Origin of the sequence: Butyricicoccus sp. AM32-19, from assembly GCF_003480365.1 — a bacterium.
Lineage (GTDB): Bacteria > Bacillota > Clostridia > Oscillospirales > Butyricicoccaceae > Agathobaculum > Agathobaculum butyriciproducens.
Map to the genome: position 1 here is coordinate 32,150 of NZ_QUIX01000006.1, position 17,876 is coordinate 50,025.

The 17,876-nt window shown below is 41.7% G+C and carries 18 protein-coding genes; all 18 read left to right on the top strand.

Annotated features, from left to right (window positions below; translation table 11 throughout):
* Positions 1-185: 185 nt before the first annotated feature.
* Positions 186-3,236: an SrtB-anchored collagen-binding adhesin gene (locus tag DW806_RS06810; RefSeq protein WP_003060618.1), complete on the top strand. Its 3,051-nt coding sequence runs from the start codon at positions 186-188 to the stop codon at positions 3,234-3,236.
* Between the two features lie 235 nt (positions 3,237-3,471).
* Complete coding sequence (locus DW806_RS06820) at positions 3,472-3,798, top strand: YdcP family protein (protein WP_003059926.1); 327 nt, start codon at positions 3,472-3,474, stop codon at positions 3,796-3,798.
* A gap of 15 nt (positions 3,799-3,813) precedes the next feature.
* Positions 3,814-4,197, top strand: coding sequence for a YdcP family protein (locus tag DW806_RS06825; protein WP_003062614.1), 384 nt, complete (start codon positions 3,814-3,816; stop codon positions 4,195-4,197).
* Positions 4,198-4,365: 168 nt separating this feature from the next.
* Positions 4,366-4,953, top strand: a complete 588-nt coding sequence (locus DW806_RS06830) for a helix-turn-helix domain-containing protein (RefSeq protein WP_003061262.1) — start codon at positions 4,366-4,368, stop codon at positions 4,951-4,953.
* Positions 4,954-5,161: 208 nt separating this feature from the next.
* Entirely contained in the window at positions 5,162-6,556 is a 1,395-nt protein-coding gene (locus tag DW806_RS06835) for an FtsK/SpoIIIE domain-containing protein (RefSeq protein WP_003062524.1), read from the top strand.
* Positions 6,557-6,739: 183 nt separating this feature from the next.
* Positions 6,740-7,936 (top strand): MobT family relaxase, encoded by a 1,197-nt coding sequence (gene mobT, locus DW806_RS06845; protein WP_003062030.1) that lies wholly within the window; start codon positions 6,740-6,742, stop codon positions 7,934-7,936.
* A 13-nt stretch (positions 7,937-7,949) separates the two neighbouring features.
* Positions 7,950-8,084 carry a DUF3789 domain-containing protein gene (locus DW806_RS06850; protein WP_003061156.1) on the top strand — a complete coding sequence of 45 codons (135 nt, stop codon included), beginning with the start codon at positions 7,950-7,952 and terminating at the stop codon, positions 8,082-8,084.
* Between the two features lies 1 nt (position 8,085).
* On the top strand, positions 8,086-8,307 hold the full coding sequence (locus DW806_RS06855; protein WP_003060793.1) for a hypothetical protein: 222 nt from the start codon (positions 8,086-8,088) through the stop codon (positions 8,305-8,307).
* 67 nt (positions 8,308-8,374) lie between these two features.
* Positions 8,375-8,794, top strand: coding sequence for a nuclear transport factor 2 family protein (locus tag DW806_RS06860; protein WP_003060053.1), 420 nt, complete (start codon positions 8,375-8,377; stop codon positions 8,792-8,794).
* Positions 8,795-9,099: 305 nt separating this feature from the next.
* Positions 9,100-9,603 carry an antirestriction protein ArdA gene (locus DW806_RS06870; RefSeq protein WP_003062492.1) on the top strand — a complete coding sequence of 168 codons (504 nt, stop codon included), beginning with the start codon at positions 9,100-9,102 and terminating at the stop codon, positions 9,601-9,603.
* Positions 9,604-9,620: 17 nt separating this feature from the next.
* Positions 9,621-10,124, top strand: a complete 504-nt coding sequence (locus DW806_RS06875) for an antirestriction protein ArdA (protein ID WP_002323345.1) — start codon at positions 9,621-9,623, stop codon at positions 10,122-10,124.
* Positions 10,125-10,231: 107 nt separating this feature from the next.
* On the top strand, positions 10,232-10,630 hold the full coding sequence (locus DW806_RS06880) for a conjugal transfer protein (RefSeq protein ID WP_003061368.1): 399 nt from the start codon (positions 10,232-10,234) through the stop codon (positions 10,628-10,630).
* Positions 10,608-13,058, top strand: a complete 2,451-nt coding sequence (locus DW806_RS06885; RefSeq protein ID WP_003060327.1) for an ATP-binding protein — start codon at positions 10,608-10,610, stop codon at positions 13,056-13,058. The genes DW806_RS06880 and DW806_RS06885 overlap by 23 nt, the downstream gene beginning before the upstream one ends.
* Complete coding sequence (locus DW806_RS06890) at positions 13,058-15,268, top strand: CD3337/EF1877 family mobilome membrane protein (RefSeq protein ID WP_003060083.1); 2,211 nt, start codon at positions 13,058-13,060, stop codon at positions 15,266-15,268. The genes DW806_RS06885 and DW806_RS06890 overlap by 1 nt, the downstream gene beginning before the upstream one ends.
* Positions 15,265-16,272, top strand: a complete 1,008-nt coding sequence (locus tag DW806_RS06895) for a bifunctional lytic transglycosylase/C40 family peptidase (protein WP_003059774.1) — start codon at positions 15,265-15,267, stop codon at positions 16,270-16,272. The genes DW806_RS06890 and DW806_RS06895 overlap by 4 nt, the downstream gene beginning before the upstream one ends.
* A 16-nt stretch (positions 16,273-16,288) precedes the next feature.
* On the top strand, positions 16,289-17,200 hold the full coding sequence (locus tag DW806_RS06900; RefSeq protein ID WP_003062215.1) for a conjugal transfer protein: 912 nt from the start codon (positions 16,289-16,291) through the stop codon (positions 17,198-17,200).
* A 144-nt stretch (positions 17,201-17,344) separates the two neighbouring features.
* The gene (locus tag DW806_RS06905) at positions 17,345-17,659 is read left to right on the top strand and encodes a DUF6442 family protein (protein WP_003061887.1); all 315 of its coding nucleotides are present in this window, start codon (positions 17,345-17,347) and stop codon (positions 17,657-17,659) included.
* A 1-nt stretch (position 17,660) separates the two neighbouring features.
* Entirely contained in the window at positions 17,661-17,870 is a 210-nt protein-coding gene (locus DW806_RS06910; protein ID WP_007286202.1) for a helix-turn-helix transcriptional regulator, read from the top strand.
* The last annotated feature ends 6 nt before the right edge of the window (positions 17,871-17,876 follow it).

Sequence of the window (17,876 nt, forward strand, 5' to 3'; positions counted from 1 at the left end):
AATGAGCCTTGATACGCAAGTTTTCCTAGATATGCAAAGATATGGTACAGCACATCAGTATTGAAACAAGAAAAATTGAATAACTCATAGACTATGGAACGCCTAAAATGACGTTCCTTTTCTATTTTCAGCCGTTCATTATGGACGGTTATTTTATTACCAAAAATGAAAGGAGCATTAGATTTATGAAAAAGATGTTAAAACGATTGTGTACGGGCTTCTTAGCTCTTGCAACTGTCGTTACTGCTTTGCCGACTACACCCGTTCATGCAGAAAGTAAGCAATACTGGACGGAGTCAAAAGAGCGTGTCGGTATCGTTGAAAAAGTAATGAATGACGGTTCGATTGGTTCTACCTTTAATGAGGGACATTTGACCGTTGAGGGCGAGGACGCTTACTGTATCGACATTAACACAGACTTTAAGAATGGCTACAAGACCAGAGCTGACGCAAGCACCCGTATGAGTGCCGACCAGATAAGCGACGTTGCCTTATCTATCGAATATGTAAAACAGTACACAGACAGCCACAACGGAATAAGCAAAAACCACGCCTACCTTTTAAGACAGCTTGTTGTCTGGCAGAGATTAAGCGTACATCTTGGCTGGCAATGCGATAACGTGCGAGCTTCTTATGATGAAATTCCAAAGGCAACGCAGGACGAAGTTTTCGCTGGTGCAAAAGCCTTTGTCAAAGAGAATAAAGGACGCTATGAATGTGGCGGTTATATCTACTCTGGCGAGGGGCAGGAATTGGGACAATTCTGGGCGAAACTCAATGTTGGAAATGCGAAACTTCAAAAGACTTCCAGTAATACCAGCATTACAGACGGTAACGGGAATTACTCTATCGCTGGTGCGACATACGGTGTCTTTGCTGATAAGGACTGCACGAAACAGCTTGCCACCCTTACGACTGATGAAAACGGAAATACAGATGTCGTAGAGGTAACGGCTGACACAGTCTATATCAAGGAATTATCCGCACCAGCAGGATATAAGGTTGATACAAATATATATTCCTTAAAGGTTGAAGCTGGAAAGACAGCGACCTTGAACGTATCAGATACACCAAAGGTAACAGACACTTTGATTGAACTCTTCAAGATTGATATGGAAACACAGAAAGACAATCCGCAGGGGAACGCTTCTTTAGCAGGTGCGGAATTTACATGGAAGTATTATACTGGCTTCTACAATAAAGACAATCTCCCTGCCGAAGCTACAAGAACATGGGTTACAAAGACAATCGCCGAAACAGACAGCGACGGTACAATCCACTATGTTACAAAATTAGCGGACGCATACAAGGTATCTGGCGACAGTTTCTATATGCAGGACGGCAAAGCCGTTCTTCCACTTGGAACACTAACCGTAGAAGAAACAAAAGCTCCAAACGGTTACTTGCTGGACGGTGCATATATGCAGGCTGGCGATAAGTCCGAACAGATTAAGGGCTTATATGTAACACAGATTACCGAGGACGGCGACCTTGCCGTATTGACTGGAAGTAACCAGTTTTCTGTATCAGACAAGGTTATCCGTGGCGGTGTGAAAATTCAGAAACGAGATTTAGAAACGGGCGATACAAAACCACAAGGAAGTGCCACTTTGAAAGATACTGCCTTTGACATCATTTCCTTAAATGATAATGCGGTACTGGTTGAGGGCAAGCTATACAAGAAAAATGAAGTGGTAAAGACAATCCATACAGACATTGAGGGTGTCGCTTCTACGTCTGCTGACCTTTTACCTTATGGAAAATTCCGTATCGTTGAGAGTGAAGCTCCAAACGGATATTTGACAGACGGTGCAAAACCGATTGATTTTGCAATCACAGAGAATGGAAAAATCGTTGATTTAACCGACGAAGCCCATTCTATCTACAATCAGATTAAGCGTGGAGATATTGAGGGCGTAAAAATCGGAGCAGGCACACACAAGCGTCTTGCTGATGTTCCCTTTAGGATCACAAGCAAGACAACGGGCGAAAGTCATGTTGTGGTAACTGATGATAACGGGCAATTCTCCACTTCTTCTGACTGGGCTTCTCATAAGCATAATACCAACGCAGGAAAGACCAGCGAGGACGGTGTATGGTTTGGAACTTCTAAACCAGACGACAGCAAAGGGGCGTTGCCTTATGATACCTACATCATTGAAGAAATGCGTTGCGATAGTAACAAAGGCTTTGAGCTTATCCCACCTTTTGAAATCGTGGTATCAAGAAATAACCTTGTGATTGATTTAGGTACTTTGACTGATGAATACGAAAAAGAAATCTCTATCCATACCACAGCGACCAGTAAGGACGGCGAAAAGACAATCCTTGCAGGAAAAGAGGTAACAATCGTTGATACCGTCAAATTAGACGGACTTACAAAAGGCACAAAATATCAGCTCAAAGGCTGGCAGATGTTAAAGGAAGAAAACACCGAGCTTCTTATCAATGGAAAGCGTGTAGAAAATGACTATACCTTTATCGCTGATGATGAAGCTATGAAAGTGGAAATTACTTATACATTCAATGCGTCCGAGCTTGGCGGTAAAAATCTGGTAACATTCGAGGAATTATACGATTTGAGCAATCCAGAAGAACCCGTAAAAGTTGCGGAACATAAAGACATTGAGGACGACGGACAGACGGTACTTATCACAGAGCGTATCATCAAAATTCATACGACTGCTACCGATAAGGACGGCAACAAAGAGCTTGAAGCTGGAAAAGAGGTAACAATCATTGATACCATAACCTTAGAGGGCTTAGAAGTCGGCACACAGTACAAACTTGTAGGCTGGCAGATGTTGAAAGAAGAAAATGCAGAGCTTCTTATCAATGGAAAACGTGTGGAAAGTGATTACACCTTTACCGCAGACAGCGAAACTATGAAAGCGGAAGTTGCCTTTACCTTTGACGCTACTTCTCTTGACGGCAAACAGCTTGTAACTTTTGAAGAATTGTACGATTTAAGCAATCCAGACGAGCCGAAGAAAGTTACCGAGCATAAAGACATTGACAACGAGGGACAGACGATTACCTTTAAGGAAAAACCCGAAGTCCCAGAAGAACCAGAGAAACCCAAAACACCACAGACACCAGATACACCGCATAAAACAGACAGTCCAAAAACGGGCGATAACACGAACCTTTACGGACTGCTTGCATTATTACTAACTTCTGGTGCTGGACTGGCAGGTATCTTCTTCTGCAAACGCCGTAAAATGAAGAAATCATAAGGCGGTAACGATATGAGAAAAGAAAAATCACGTTCTCCGCCGATACCGTGTCGGCAGACTTCCGCTTATTCTGGCTTGTCTGCTACTTACCTGCAAGAACACGGATAGTCAAGGGTGCGTAAGCATTTATTTTACCCTTTACTATCTGGGGACTTGCTGGTACTTCCCTAACCGCCAGAATAAGAAATCACTATCAAAAACTTATCAAATATAGAAAGAAACGAGGTAAAACAATATGGAAATGAAATATGTCGTGCCAGATATGGCACAGTCTTTTGGAACACTTGAATTTGCAGGCGAAAGCGAGCCTATCTTTGAAAGAGATAAAAATAACCGCAGGGTCTTAGCCAGACGAAGCTACAACCTTTATTCTGATGTGCAGAAAGGCGAAAATGTTGTCGTGGAAATTCCCGTGCAGGCTGGCGAAAAGCATTTCAAGTATGAACAGAAAGTAAAACTTGTCAATCCGAAATTATACGGCAGAGGTTACGCAATTGGGGATATGGGACATACCGATTATGTGTTACTTGCTGATGATATTGTAGCAGTTGAAGAAAAGTAAAGGAGTGAAAATATTATGAGATTATCAAACGGTTTTGTTATTGACAAAGAGAAAACATTTGGAGAATTAAAATTTACAGCAGTGCGTGATGTATTCTTGCAGAATGAGGACGGGACACCGAGTACCCAGCTTAAAAAGCGTATCTATGATTTGAAGTGCAGTCTGCATGGTGGAATTATCCCCGTGTCTGTACCGCCAGAAGTACCAGTAAGGGAATTTCCGTACAATGCAGTTGTGGAGCTTGTCAATCCAGTAGCCGATACGGTATCACGAAAAACCTATACGGGTGCAGATGTGGACTGGTATGTAAAGGCAGAGGATATTGTGTTGAAGAATAAAGGCAATCAGAACGCAGGCAATCCACAGAACCATGTACCGCAAGGACAGATGAAAAAATAAATGTGAGCCCATATTTTTCTTGTAACTTATATATAGAACCGATATAATTAGTTGAAAAGTTCTGTTTTAAGCCATGTAAAACTATTTTGACAAGGGAAAATGGCAATGTCAAAGGCTTTTGACAGACAAAATAGCTATATTCATATACAATAAAGGAGAAGATTCAAGATGGATATTGGATTACAAATCAAAAAATTTAGGGAACAACAAAAAATTTCTCAAGAAGAACTGGCTCTTAAAATATTTGTTTCAAGACAAACAATTTCTAACTGGGAAACAAATAAAAGTTGTCCAGATGTTAAAAGTTTAATTACTTTATCTAATATCTTCAATGTGTCTTTAGATAATTTTATAAAAGAAGATATAAAGGAGATGAGGGAGATTGTAGAAAAAGCAACTATTAAAAAGTTTAATGTGATAAGTGTAGTTTTCCTAATTGAATTGATAGTCGTAGCCATAAGTGCCTATCCTTTATTTAGTATTAAGGGAAATATAGGAATTATTATTTGGTTATGCTTGTTTGCAATAACGCTCTATACGGCAAGTAAGATTGAAAAATTCAAAAAGAGCCATGACATTCAAACCTATAAAGAAATTTTGGCATTTATTGACGGAAAGCAATTAACGCATGATGAAACACAACAAGAAATAGGAAAAAGAAATTATCAAAAAATCATATTTGCATTCATTGCAGGTGTAATCGCACTTATTATATGTTTTGTTGTAATTTTTATTTGCCAGCATTTAACAAATTAAAAGGGAGGAGAAATCATGGAATTTTGGCTTATTATGATTGGCTTTATAGTTATGGGCGGAAGTTGTTCATTAGCAGGTACTTGGTGGGATAGAAAAAATAAAAAAGATAAAAAAGAAGAAAAGAAACAATAAAATTTACACTTTATTGTTGATTAAGCAGTTAGTCTTAGGATTGACTGCTTTTTTCATACCTAGAAAGGATTGATTTATGCGTATGATTTGGAACAAAGGACACCGTATCAGAGCCAGCGACAAGCACCTTGTCTACCACTTTTCCATAGGGACGCTTCTGTTTGTATTCATGGCGGTTCTTCTGCTACTGAACATCAAACAGCTCATGCGTACCGACTGGGAACATTTCAGCTTGTTAGAAAACGGCTTGACGCTTTCCCCTTACAACTTCATAACTGTGCTGATAGCGACTGGTGTTTGTGCATTGGTCGCTTTTCTGTATTACCGCTTCTGTTACGACAGTTTCAAGAAGCTATTGCACCGTCAAAAGCTGGCACGAATGATACTGGAAAATAAGTGGTATGAAGCCGATACCGTACAAGACAGCGGTTTTTTTACTGACCTGCAAAGCAGATCAAGGGAAAAAATCGTCTGGTTTCCAAAGATTTATTATCAAATGGAAAAGGGATTGCTCCATATCCGCTGTGAAATCACGTTAGGAAAATATCAAGACCAGCTTTTACGGTTAGAGGATAAATTGGAAAGTGGCTTGTATTGCGAGCTGACCGACAAGACCTTACATGACGGCTATATTGAATACACCCTGCTTTATGACATGATAGCAAACCGCATTACCATTGATGAAGTATGGGCAGAAAACGGCTGTCTTAGGCTGATGAAAAATCTTGTGTGGGAATATGACGCACTCCCTCACGCTTTGATTGCTGGTGGGACTGGTGGCGGTAAAACTTATTTTCTGCTGACGCTCATTGAAGCCTTACTGCATACCAACGCTGTCCTTTATATCTTAGACCCAAAGAACAGCGACCTTGCAGACTTGGGAACAGTCATGCCTAATGTCTATCACACCAAAGAAGAAATGATTGATTGCGTCAATGCCTTTTATGAGGGCATGGTACGGCGAAGTGAGGAAATGAAGCAACACCCGAACTATAAGACGGGCGAAAACTACGCCTATCTGGGACTTCCACCCTGCTTTCTTATCTTTGATGAATATGTAGCGTTTTTTGAAATGTTGGGGACAAAAGAAAGCGTGAGCTTACTTAGCCAGTTAAAGAAAATCGTTATGTTAGGGCGACAAGCAGGTTATTTCCTTATTGTTGCCTGCCAGCGTCCAGACGCAAAGTATTTTTCAGATGGTATCAGAGATAACTTCAATTTCCGTGTGGGACTTGGGCGTATCAGCGAATTAGGTTACGGTATGCTGTTTGGTTCAGATGTGAAAAAGCAGTTTTTCCAGAAGCGTATCAAGGGGCGTGGCTATTGTGATGTGGGAACAAGCGTCATAAGTGAGTTTTACACGCCTTTAGTCCCAAAAGGACATGATTTTTTACAGACTATCAGCTCTCTTGCACAAGCAAGGCAGGACGGGACGGCGACGTGCGAAGCGAAAGGCGACGGCACGGACTAGCCGTTGCTGGTGTGGCGTCAGCCACGCCAGCAGGTAAAACCCCTCGGTATCTAACAGAGGGGTACGTTTGCAAATAGACAATAGACAAAAAACATAGGAAACATAAGGCTTCTGGCATGGTTTTCTAGCAAAAATCGGCTGTGAAGTCGCCTTAAAAAACTTCACACTTTACAGATTGGGGGTATGGTTCTGAATGAAGAACAACGGATAAAAGAATTACGGGAGAAACGGATTGCTTACGGTATCTCACAAGGCAGGCTGGCGGTGGCTTCTGGTATCACAAGGGAATATTTCAACAAGATAGAAAGTGGAAAAATGAAGCCGTCAAAGGAACTTCTGGAAACTCTGCATAAGGAACTGGCAAGGTTCAATCCAGAAGTACCGCTTACCATGCTGTTTGATTATGTGAAAATTCGTTTTCCCACGCTGGATATACAGCACATCATCAAAGATATATTAAAACTGAATATCAATTATATGCTCCATGAAGATTACGGACATTACAGTTATACGGAGCATTATTCTTTAGGGGACATCTTTATCTATACGTCGGCTGACGAAGAAAAAGGTGTCCTTTTAGAGTTAAAGGGGCGTGGTTGCCGACAGTTTGAAAGTTACCTGCTGGCACAACAAAGAAGTTGGTATGACTTTCTCATGGACGCACTCATAGACGGTGGCGTGATGAAGCGTATCGACCTTGCTATCAACGACCATACGGGTATTTTGGATATTCCAGAGCTTGCGGAAAAATGCAGGAAACGGGAATATATCGGAAAGTCCAGAAGTTATAAGTTTTATCAGTCGGGCGAGCTTATCAAGCATAGAGAGGACGACAGAGAATATATGGGACGCACCCTTTATCTTGGTTCGCTAAAATCAGATGTGTATTTCTGTATCTATGAAAAGGACTATGAGCAGTACGTCAAGTTAGGGACACCGCTGGAAGAAGCCGACATTATCAACCGTTTTGAGATACGGCTTAGAAATGAACGTGCCTATTATGCAGTACGAGATTTGCTGACCTATTATGACGCAGAGCAGACTGCCTTTTCTATCATCAACCAGTATGTGCGGTTTGTTGATGAAGAAGCAGACAAGCGAAAAAATGACTGGAAACTCAATGACCGCTGGGCGTGGTTTATCGGCGATAACAGACAGAGCTTGAAGCTGACGACAAAGCCAGAGCCTTACACCTTAGACCGTACATTGCGGTGGGTACAACGGCAGGTAGCACCGACCTTGAAAATGCTGAAAAGGATTGATAAGGGAAACGGAACAGACTACATGAAAACTATCGAACAGCAGGCAAAGCTCACAGAAAAGCATGAAATGATAATCAAACAGCAGACGACCCCTGCAAAAGATTTAGTAGAAAGTTAGGAGTGATGAAAAAATGTGGGAATTATTGAAAGACTTCCTGCTGGTATCTGTTGGAACGGGTATCGGCGTAGCCTTGATGTGTATTTTAAGTGTTGGCAAAGGAGCTGACTATGAAATGAAGAAATTAAAAGAAAGCGAGGACAAATAACATGAATTTCGGGCAAAATTTGTATCAATGGTTTTTAAGCAACGCACAGAGCTTAGTGCTTATGTCGATTGTGGTTATCGGTATCTACTTAGGGTTCAAGCGTGAGTTTTCAAAACTTATCGGTTTCTTGGTAGTTGCCTTGATTGCTGTCGGCTTGGTATTCAATGCTGGCGGTGTGAAAGATGTACTGTTAGAGCTGTTCAATAAGATTATCGGTGCATAAAATTTTATTGTGGGGCTGATGTATGGGTGCTATAATGTGAAAAAAGAAGTAATCGAGGTGTTCTATTTTGAATGAGAGAGAAAAAATTATTCGTTTATGGTTTGATATGTGGTTGAAACAGCAAGACTTAGGAATAGATAAAATTTTTACAGAAGATGTTGTTTATACGGAAAGCTGGTGTCCTAAATATGAAAATCTTAAAACAGTAAAACATTGGTTTAATGAATGGAATACTCGTGGTAAAGTCATTATTTGGGATATTAAACAGTTCTTTCATAAAGAAAATCAAACTGTCGTAGAATGGTATTTTAAAAATGAAATGAATACGGGAAGCGTTGAAGAATTTGACGGTATTTCCTTAATTGAATGGACAGAAGATAACAAAATCAAATCATTAAAAGAATATGGTTGCAATCTGAATAACTATAATCCATATCAACACAGCGATAACCCTCAATTTAGAGATGAAAAAACAAACTGGTTTTAAAACTTAATCAAATTATATCCATATACATAAAGCAGTTAGTCTTAGGATTGACTGCTTTTTTCTTACCTAAAATCAGATTGGAGTGATGAAATGAGCGATATTTTTAAGGATATGCAGGCAAACGTCGGCTGTGATTATATTTCTAACCTGCCCTCTTACAAGCGTAAAGTGTGGCATGAAATGAAGCGATTACCGCTTACGAATTATGATATAAAACAGTTAGAAGATTTTTCAAAGTATGTGTTTGGTATGTCGTACCAGAGCTTAAAAGATGTGATGAAGCAACAGAAAGGACGTGAGGAACAATGCAGGAAACAAGGGTGCTGGTGGAAACGAGAGGAACAACTGGCGAAGAAACAATATCATACTGGTTCGACCTGCCGATAGATGTTGCCGAGTTTGAAGAAAAGTTAGGTATCGGTGCAGAAAGTGGGGATTATCGTATTATCGAAAAGGTGTTGCCTTATGCTGATGAAGTCCACGAACACACCAGCGTGTACCAGCTCAACGAATTAGATTTTATGTACCGCCAGCTTTCAAGTGATATGCAGGAAGAATATGTATCACTACTTACGGTGTTTGAAAATTTAGAAGCACTTTATATTTGCAGGAACGTGATTATTGTTTATCCCGACTGTAAAAGCATGATAGATGTTGCAAGGCAAAAGCTGATGAACGACCCGATGTTCAAGCATTTATCCGAGGACTGTCAAGAATACTACTTTGACTTTGAAGCCTACGCTTCTCACTTGCAGGAACACGGGAAATTTTTAGTAACAGAACACGGTATCTTTGAACTGCCAGAGTAGGAAATGAGGTGGTGCTTATGATTGATGATATGGCGGTTTATATTGCTAATCTTGGCAAATACAATGAGGGCTATTTAGTCGGTGCTTGGTTCACGTTCCCCATTGACGAGGAAGATGTGAAAGAAAAAATCGGCTTGAATGAACAGTATGAGGAATACGCTATCCATGATACCGACAACTTTCCCATTGCGATTGGCGAGTATGTTTCCATTGAAGAACTCAATGAGATGTATGAAATGATAGAGGAACTTCCCGACTATATTGTAGAGTGTCTGGACGAATTTATCAGCCACTATGGGACGCTGGAAGAAGTCGTGGAACATAAGGACGATATTTACTATTATCCCGACTGTGAAACCATGACAGATGTTGCCTACTACTACATAGACGAATTGCAGGCACTTGGGGACATTCCACCCAGCTTACAGAATTACATTGACTATGAAGCCTACGGGCGAGATTTGGATATGGGCGGTTGCTTTATTGAAACAAGCCGAGGTATGTGCGAGATACCATATTAACGCTGGAAGATCAGCGACAAGCATTGTTGCTACTGACAGCGTATTTCTCTTTAAGGGACAGTCTGAAAATGGCTGTCCTTTTCTATTTTGAAAGGAGCTGAAAGAACTTGAAAAAGATTAAAAGCTACACGGGTATCTGGAACGTGGAAAAAGTCTTGTATGCAATCAATGACTTTAACTTACCCTTTCCCGTTACTTTTACACAGATTACATGGTTTGTGATTACGGAATTTATCATCATTCTGTTTGGGGATATTCCCCCACTTTCCATGATTGAGGGAGCATTTCTCAAATACTTTGGTATTCCCGTTGCTCTCACTTGGTTCATGTCGCAGAAAACCTTTGACGGAAAGAAGCCGTACAGCTTTTTGAAATCACAGATAACCTATGCCCTGCGACCAAAAATCACTTATGCAGGAAAAGCCGTAAAACTGCATAAGCAGATATTGAATGAAACAATCACGGCAGTAAGGAGTGTGAACTATGTTCCCGATAAAATATATTGACAATAACCTTGTCTGGAACAAGGACAATGAGGTGTTCGCCTACTATGAGCTGATACCATACAACTATTCTTTTCTATCCGCAGAGCAGAAATTTATCGTGCATGACAGTTTCCGACAGCTTATCGCACAGTCCCGTGAGGGTAAAATTCATGCGTTGCAGATTGCCACAGAAAGCTCAATCCGCAGTATGCAGGAACAGTCAAAGAAGCTGGTAACTGGAAAATTAAAGGAAGTTGCCTGCCAGAAGATAGACGAACAGACCGAAGCGTTAGTATCTATGATTGGGGACAATCAAGTGGACTACCGCTTTTTTCTTGGCTTTAAGCTCATGGTTACGGAAGAACAGCTCAATCTGAAGAACATCAAAAAATCGGTGTGGCTGACGTTCACAGAATTTCTCCATGAAGTGAACCACACGCTGATGAATGATTTTGTTTCCATGCCGAATGATGAAATCAACCGTTACATAAAAATGGAAAAGTTACTGGAAAATAAAATCTCCCGTCGCTTTAAGGTGCGTCGCTTGGAAATCCATGATTTTGGGTATCTCATGGAACATCTTTACGGCAGGGACGGTATCGCTTATGAAGATTATGAGTACCAGCTACCAAAGAAAAAATTGAACAAAGAGACGCTGATAAAATACTACGACCTTATCCGTCCGACAAGGTGTGTGATTGAGGAAAGCCAGCGGTATTTACGATTGGAACATGAGGACAAGGAAAGCTATGTGTCCTATTTTACCGTCAATGCGATTGTAGGAGAGCTTGATTTTCCGTCGTCTGAAATCTTCTATTTCCAGCAACAGCAATTCACATTCCCCGTTGATACGAGCATGAATGTAGAAATCGTGGAAAATCGGAAAGCATTAACGACCGTCCGCAACAAGAAAAAGGAACTGAAAGACCTTGATAATCACGCCTATCAAGCAGGAAGTGAAACCAGCTCAAATGTGGTGGACGCTTTAGACAGCGTGGACGAGCTGGAAACTGATTTAGACCAGACAAAAGAAAGTATGTATAAGTTAAGCTACGTCATACGGGTGTCTGCACCCGATCTTGACGAGCTGAAACGCCGTTGTGATGAAGTCAAGGACTTTTACGACGACCTCAATGTAAAGCTGGTGCGTCCTGCTGGGGATATGCTGGGGCTTCATTCTGAATTTTTACCAGCCAGCAAGCGATATATCAATGACTATGTGCAGTATGTAAAATCAGATTTTTTAGCTGGGCTTGGCTTTGGTGCGACACAGCAGTTAGGAGAAACTACGGGTATCTATATGGGCTATTCTGTTGATACGGGAAGAAATGTGTACCTGCAACCGTCCCTTGCCAGTCAAGGTGTAAAAGGTACAGTTACCAACGCTTTAGCGTCTGCTTTTGTCGGTTCGCTTGGCGGTGGGAAATCGTTCTGTAACAATCTTCTGGTATATTATGCGGTGCTGTTTGGCGGTCAAGCACTTCTGTTAGACCCTAAAAGTGAGCGTGGTAACTGGAAAGAAACGCTCCCAGAGATTGCACATGAAATCAATATCGTAAATCTTACCAGCGATAAGGACAATGCAGGGCTTCTTGACCCGTTTGTGATTATGAAGAATGTAAAAGACGCTGAAAGTCTGGCAATCGACATCTTAACATTCCTTACGGGTATTTCTTCAAGGGACGGCGAAAAATTCCCCGTACTTCGTAAGGCAGTACGCTCCGTTACCCAGAGCGACAGTCGGGGCTTGCTCCATGTGATAGACGAGCTACGCCGTGAAGATACGCCCATATCAAGAAATATCGCAGACCATATCGACAGCTTCACGGACTACGACTTTGCACACCTGCTGTTTTCAGACGGTACGGTAGAAAATGCTATCAGTCTGGATAATCAGCTCAATATCATTCAAGTAGCCGACCTTGTACTGCCAGATAAAGATACCACTTTTGAAGAATACACGACCATTGAATTGTTGTCTGTGTCTATGCTGATTGTGATTAGTACCTTTGCCCTTGATTTTATCCATTCGGACAGAAGCATTTTTAAGATTGTCGATTTAGACGAAGCGTGGGCGTTCTTAAATGTGGCACAAGGAGAAACCTTATCAAATAAGCTGGTTCGTGCTGGGCGAGCTATGCAGGCAGGCGTTTATTTCGTTACCCAGTCTGCCTATGACGTGTCAAAGGAAAGTCTGAAAAACAATATCGGCTTAAAGTTTGCATTTAGAAGCACGGATATAAACGAGATAAAGCAGACCTTAGAGTTTTTCGGTATCGACAAGGACGATGAGAACAACCAGAAACGCTTGCGTGATTTGGAGAACGGACAATGCTTATTGCAGGACTTATACGGGCGTGTCGGTGTGGTGCAGATACACCCAGTCTTTGAAGAACTGCTACACGCCTTTGATACCAGACCGCCCGTACAGAGAAATGAGGTGGAGTGATGAAAGAAAGGATAAAAGGTGTGTTCACAAAAAAGAAGATTTTCCACTTTCTCAAAATGGCTCTGTTCGTGGTGGCACTCTCCCTTATCCTGCTTTCACTTTTGGGGACGGTGGCTCATGCGACGGGGCTTGTAGACGATACCATAAACGCAGAAAATCTTTATTCAAAATATCCCCTTTCCAACTACCAGCTTGATTTTTTCGTCGATAATAGCTGGTCGTGGCTTCCGTGGAACTGGCTCGACGGTATCGGAAAATCGGTACAATACGGGCTGTACTGCATTACCAACTTTGTCTGGACTATCAGTTTGTATTTGAGTAATGCAACGGGCTATGTGGTGCAGGAAGCCTATAAGCTGGACTTCATCAATGATATGGCAGACAGTATCGGAAAGAGCATACAGACCCTTGCAGGCGTTACCGAGAACGGCTTTTCTTCTACGGGCTTCTATGTTGGTTTCCTGCTTCTCATTATCTTAGTGGTGGGAATGTACGTTGCTTATACGGGACTGATAAAACGGGAAACCAGCAAAGCACTTCACGCTGTTATCAACTTTGTGGTGGTGTTCGTGCTGTCCGCTTCATTTATTGCTTATGCTCCCGACTATATCAAGAAGATAAATGAATTTTCATCAGACATCAGTACCGCTTCTTTGGATTTGGGAACAAAAATCATGCTCCCTAACTCCGACAGCGAGGGTAAGGACAGCGTGGACTTGATACGGGACAGCCTATTTTCTATTCAAGTGGAACAGCCGTGGCTCTTGCTTCAATTCGGGAACAGCAACGCAGAAGAAATCGGGACAGACCGTGTAGAAGCTCTCGTATCGGCAAGTCCAGAGGACGAGGACGGGAAAACCAGAGAGGAAGTCGTGAAAACAGAAATCGAGGACAACGACAATAACAATCTGACAATACCGCAGGTCGTGAACCGTTTGGGTATGGTGTTCTTCCTCTTGTTCTTTAACTTGGGTATCACGATATTTGTATTCTTGCTTACGGGCATGATGTTGTTCAGCCAGATACTTTTTATTATCTTTGCAATGTTTTTACCTATCAGTTTTTTACTTTCCATGATACCGAGCTATGAAAGCATGGCAAAGCAGGCAATCGTGAGAGTATTTAATACCATAATGACACGGGCAGGAATAACGCTCATTGTAACGGTGGCATTTAGTATTTCCAGTATGTTTTACAACATTTCCACAGACTACCCATTCTTTATGGTGGCGTTCTTGCAGATAGTATGTTTCGCTGGTATCTACATGAAGCTGGGCGACTTAATGAGTATGTTCTCACTTAATGCTGGCGACAGTCAAAGCATGGGACGACGCATATTCCGCAGACCGTATCTGTTTATGCGACATCGGGCTAGGCGTATGGAACACCGTATTGCAAGGGCGGTAAGTGCTGGCGGTATTTCGGGCGGTGTAGCTGGTGCGGTGGCTGGAAGTGCCGTTGCTGGCAAGAGAGCCGAAAGAAAAAATACGGCTTCTAAAGAAAATCGGGGCAATACCACTTCCAGCATGGGACAGCGTGCAGGTTCAAAAGTCGGTGCTGTTTTAGATACGAAAAATAAAGTGAAAGACAAGGCAAACGCTGTCAAAGAGAATATCAAGGATATGCCGACACAGACCGCTTATGCGGTGTATTCCGCAAAGGAAAAGGCAAAGTCCAGCGTGTCCGACTTCAAGCGTGGCATGGTGCAGGAACAGCAGTCCAGACAGACGGGACGCTTGGAAAAGCAGGAACAGCGTAAGAAAAATATCGCTGACAAACGTATGGAGCTTCAAAAGGCACAAGAAGCAAGGCAGGTACAGCGAAAGGCTGACGGATCAGCGACAACGGGAGCTACCCGTCCCCATGAGCGACCAGTCACAGCTTCAACCATTCCAAAGCCGAGTGTTGAAAAAATGCAGGAAGTCAAACGCCCAGCCACAGCTCCAACTCCGAAAGCAAGTGAGCCAGTCAAGACAAATGTTATCAAAGAGCGTCCGTTATCTTCTGGTGCTTCTGATAAGAAAGCACCCCAGCCTACACAGACAGTACATAGGCAGAATGTAGAAAAAGTGGTATCGCAGGAAACACGCCAGAATGACACCAAAGACCGCAGGATAAAGGTTCAGCAGACCCAGAGCGTCCAGAAGAACCAGCAGACCATAGAGAAAACCCGTAACCTTGTAACGAAGAAAGGACAGAAGAAAAAATGAAACTGAAACATATCGCTATCATTGGCAGTCTGTTTCCTATCCTCTTTTCTCTGGTGCTTTTCTTTGGCGTCCTCATTAGTGCGGACAGCGACGACGAGAACAGCAATTTTTCTTCTGGCATTACGGGTATGAACCTATCCGCAGAAGTCTTGAAACATCAGCCTATGGTAGAAAAATACGCCAGAGAAAACGGTATCTCCGAGTATGTCAATGTGTTACTTGCTATCATTCAAGTAGAAAGTGGCGGTACGGCAGAAGATGTTATGCAGAGTTCGGAAAGTCTTGGTTTACCGCCTAATTCCTTAGATACGGAAAGCTCAATCAAGCAGGGGTGTAAGTATTTTGCGTCCCTGCTTTCTTCCTGCAAAAATCAAGGTATCGACGACTTGAATGTAGCGATACAGTCTTATAACTATGGCGGTGGCTATGTGGGATATGTGGCAGGAAAAGGAAAAAAACACACTTTTAATCTTGCAGAGAGCTTCGCCCGTGAGAAATCGGGTGGAAAGAAAGTAACCTACACCAACCCGATAGCCGTTGCTAAGAATGGGGGCTGGCGGTATGGCTATGGAAATATGTTCTATGTGGAAGTAGTCAATCAGTATTTAGCAGTTCCGCAGGTATCGGGAGAACTGGCACAAAAGGTAATGAATGAAGCGTTGAAATATCAAGGCTGGAAGTATGTGTATGGTGGCAGTAACCCGAATACTTCCTTTGATTGTTCGGGATTGACGCAATGGTGCTATGGAAAAGCTGGTATCTCCTTACCGAGAACAGCACAAGCACAGTATGACGCAACCCAACATCTGCCACTCTCGCAGGCAAAAGCAGGCGATTTGGTGTTTTTCCATTCCACCTATAACGCTGGTTCGTATGTAACACACGTCGGTATTCTTGTTTCGCCGACACAGATGTACCACGCAGGCGACCCGATAGGATATGCAGACCTAAGTAGTAGTTACTGGCAACAGCACTTAATCGGTGCAGGACGAGTAAAACAATAGAAAGGACTTGAAAAATATGTTTAAGAAGAATAAGAAACAGACAGAAACTATCAAAGAACCAAAAGAAAAAAAGGTGCGTACTGTCAAGGTAGGCACACATAAGAAAACCGTGATTGCGTTGTGGGTGGTGCTTGTCGCAAGCGTGAGCTTTGGGGTGTATAAGAATTTTACGGCTATCGACCAGCACACCACCCATGAAAAAGAAATCATTGAACTTTGCTTGCAGGACACCAACGGGATAGAAAATTTCGTGAAAAACTTTGCGAAGTCCTATTACACATGGGATAACAGCAAAGAAGCTATCGAAGCAAGGACGCAGGCAATCAGCGGTTATCTGACAAAGGAATTGCAGGACTTAAATGTAGACACCATTAGAACCGATATACCGACCAGCTCCACGGTTACAGATGTGATTGTATGGCATATCGAGCAATCGGGAGCGGACACTTTTTCTGCTACCTACGAAGTAGATCAGCAGATAAAAGAGGGAGAACAGACAAGCAATGTGAAAGCAACCTATACTGTAAAAGTCTATGTGGACGCAGACGGGGATATGGTAATCGTTCAAAACCCTACCCTTGCACCAGCAGTTGAAAAATCAGACTATGAGCCTAAGACACCAGAAGCAGACGCAAGCGTGGACGCTGATACGGTAAATGACGCTACCGCTTTTCTGGAAACATTCTTTAAGCTGTACCCAACAGCGACGGAAAAAGAGCTTGCTTACTATGTATTGGGAAATGTGATTGAACCTATCGGCAGGGACTACCTTTATTCTGAACTGGTAAACCCTATCTTTATAAAGGACGGCGACAATGTGAAAGTCAAGGTTGCGGTAAAATTCATTGATAATCAGACAAAAGCGACGCAGGTATCGCAGTATGAGCTTGTGCTACATAAGGATAGTAACTGGAAGATTGTAGGATAAATGATATAGCGTGCATTTCCTATCAGATTTGCACGCTTTTACAAAACGACAAGAAAACTGTGCAAAAATATTGACTTGTAATGACCGAATGCTATAATATAAATGACAAGTGTACTTGGTATTATTTGAAGGGAGCGTTATATAATGGATAAAGAAAAAATACTATCACAAAACAAAAAAGAGAATCTATATCTTGATGAATACGAAAAACATATTAAACTTCAAGGGAAATCTTTTGGCTTAATGTTTGTTTTATTTATCTGCATTTTAATTCTTTTCATTAAAGCAGTTTGTAAAGAACCTTACTATGACATAATGACAATTATTGGGTCTGTGGCATTTGGCTCTATGGGTTATGAAGCACATATTTCAAAAAATAAATCCAAATTTGTTATTGCTTTATTCTTTTTTCTATTTATGGGGTATTACTTTTATAAATTTTTAATGGTAGGTTTATAGAATGGACGAACATTTAATTTTGCGAAACAGATTAAAAACTGTACGAAAAGAAAAAAAATTATCACAAACAGAATTAGCTGAACTAGTCGGGGTTTCTCGGAATACAGTTAGTTCTATTGAAACTGGACAATTTAATCCAACAGCAAAATTGGCATTAGTGCTTTGTATAGCTTTAGATAAAAAATTTGAAGAATTATTTTATTTTGATTAAAGGAGA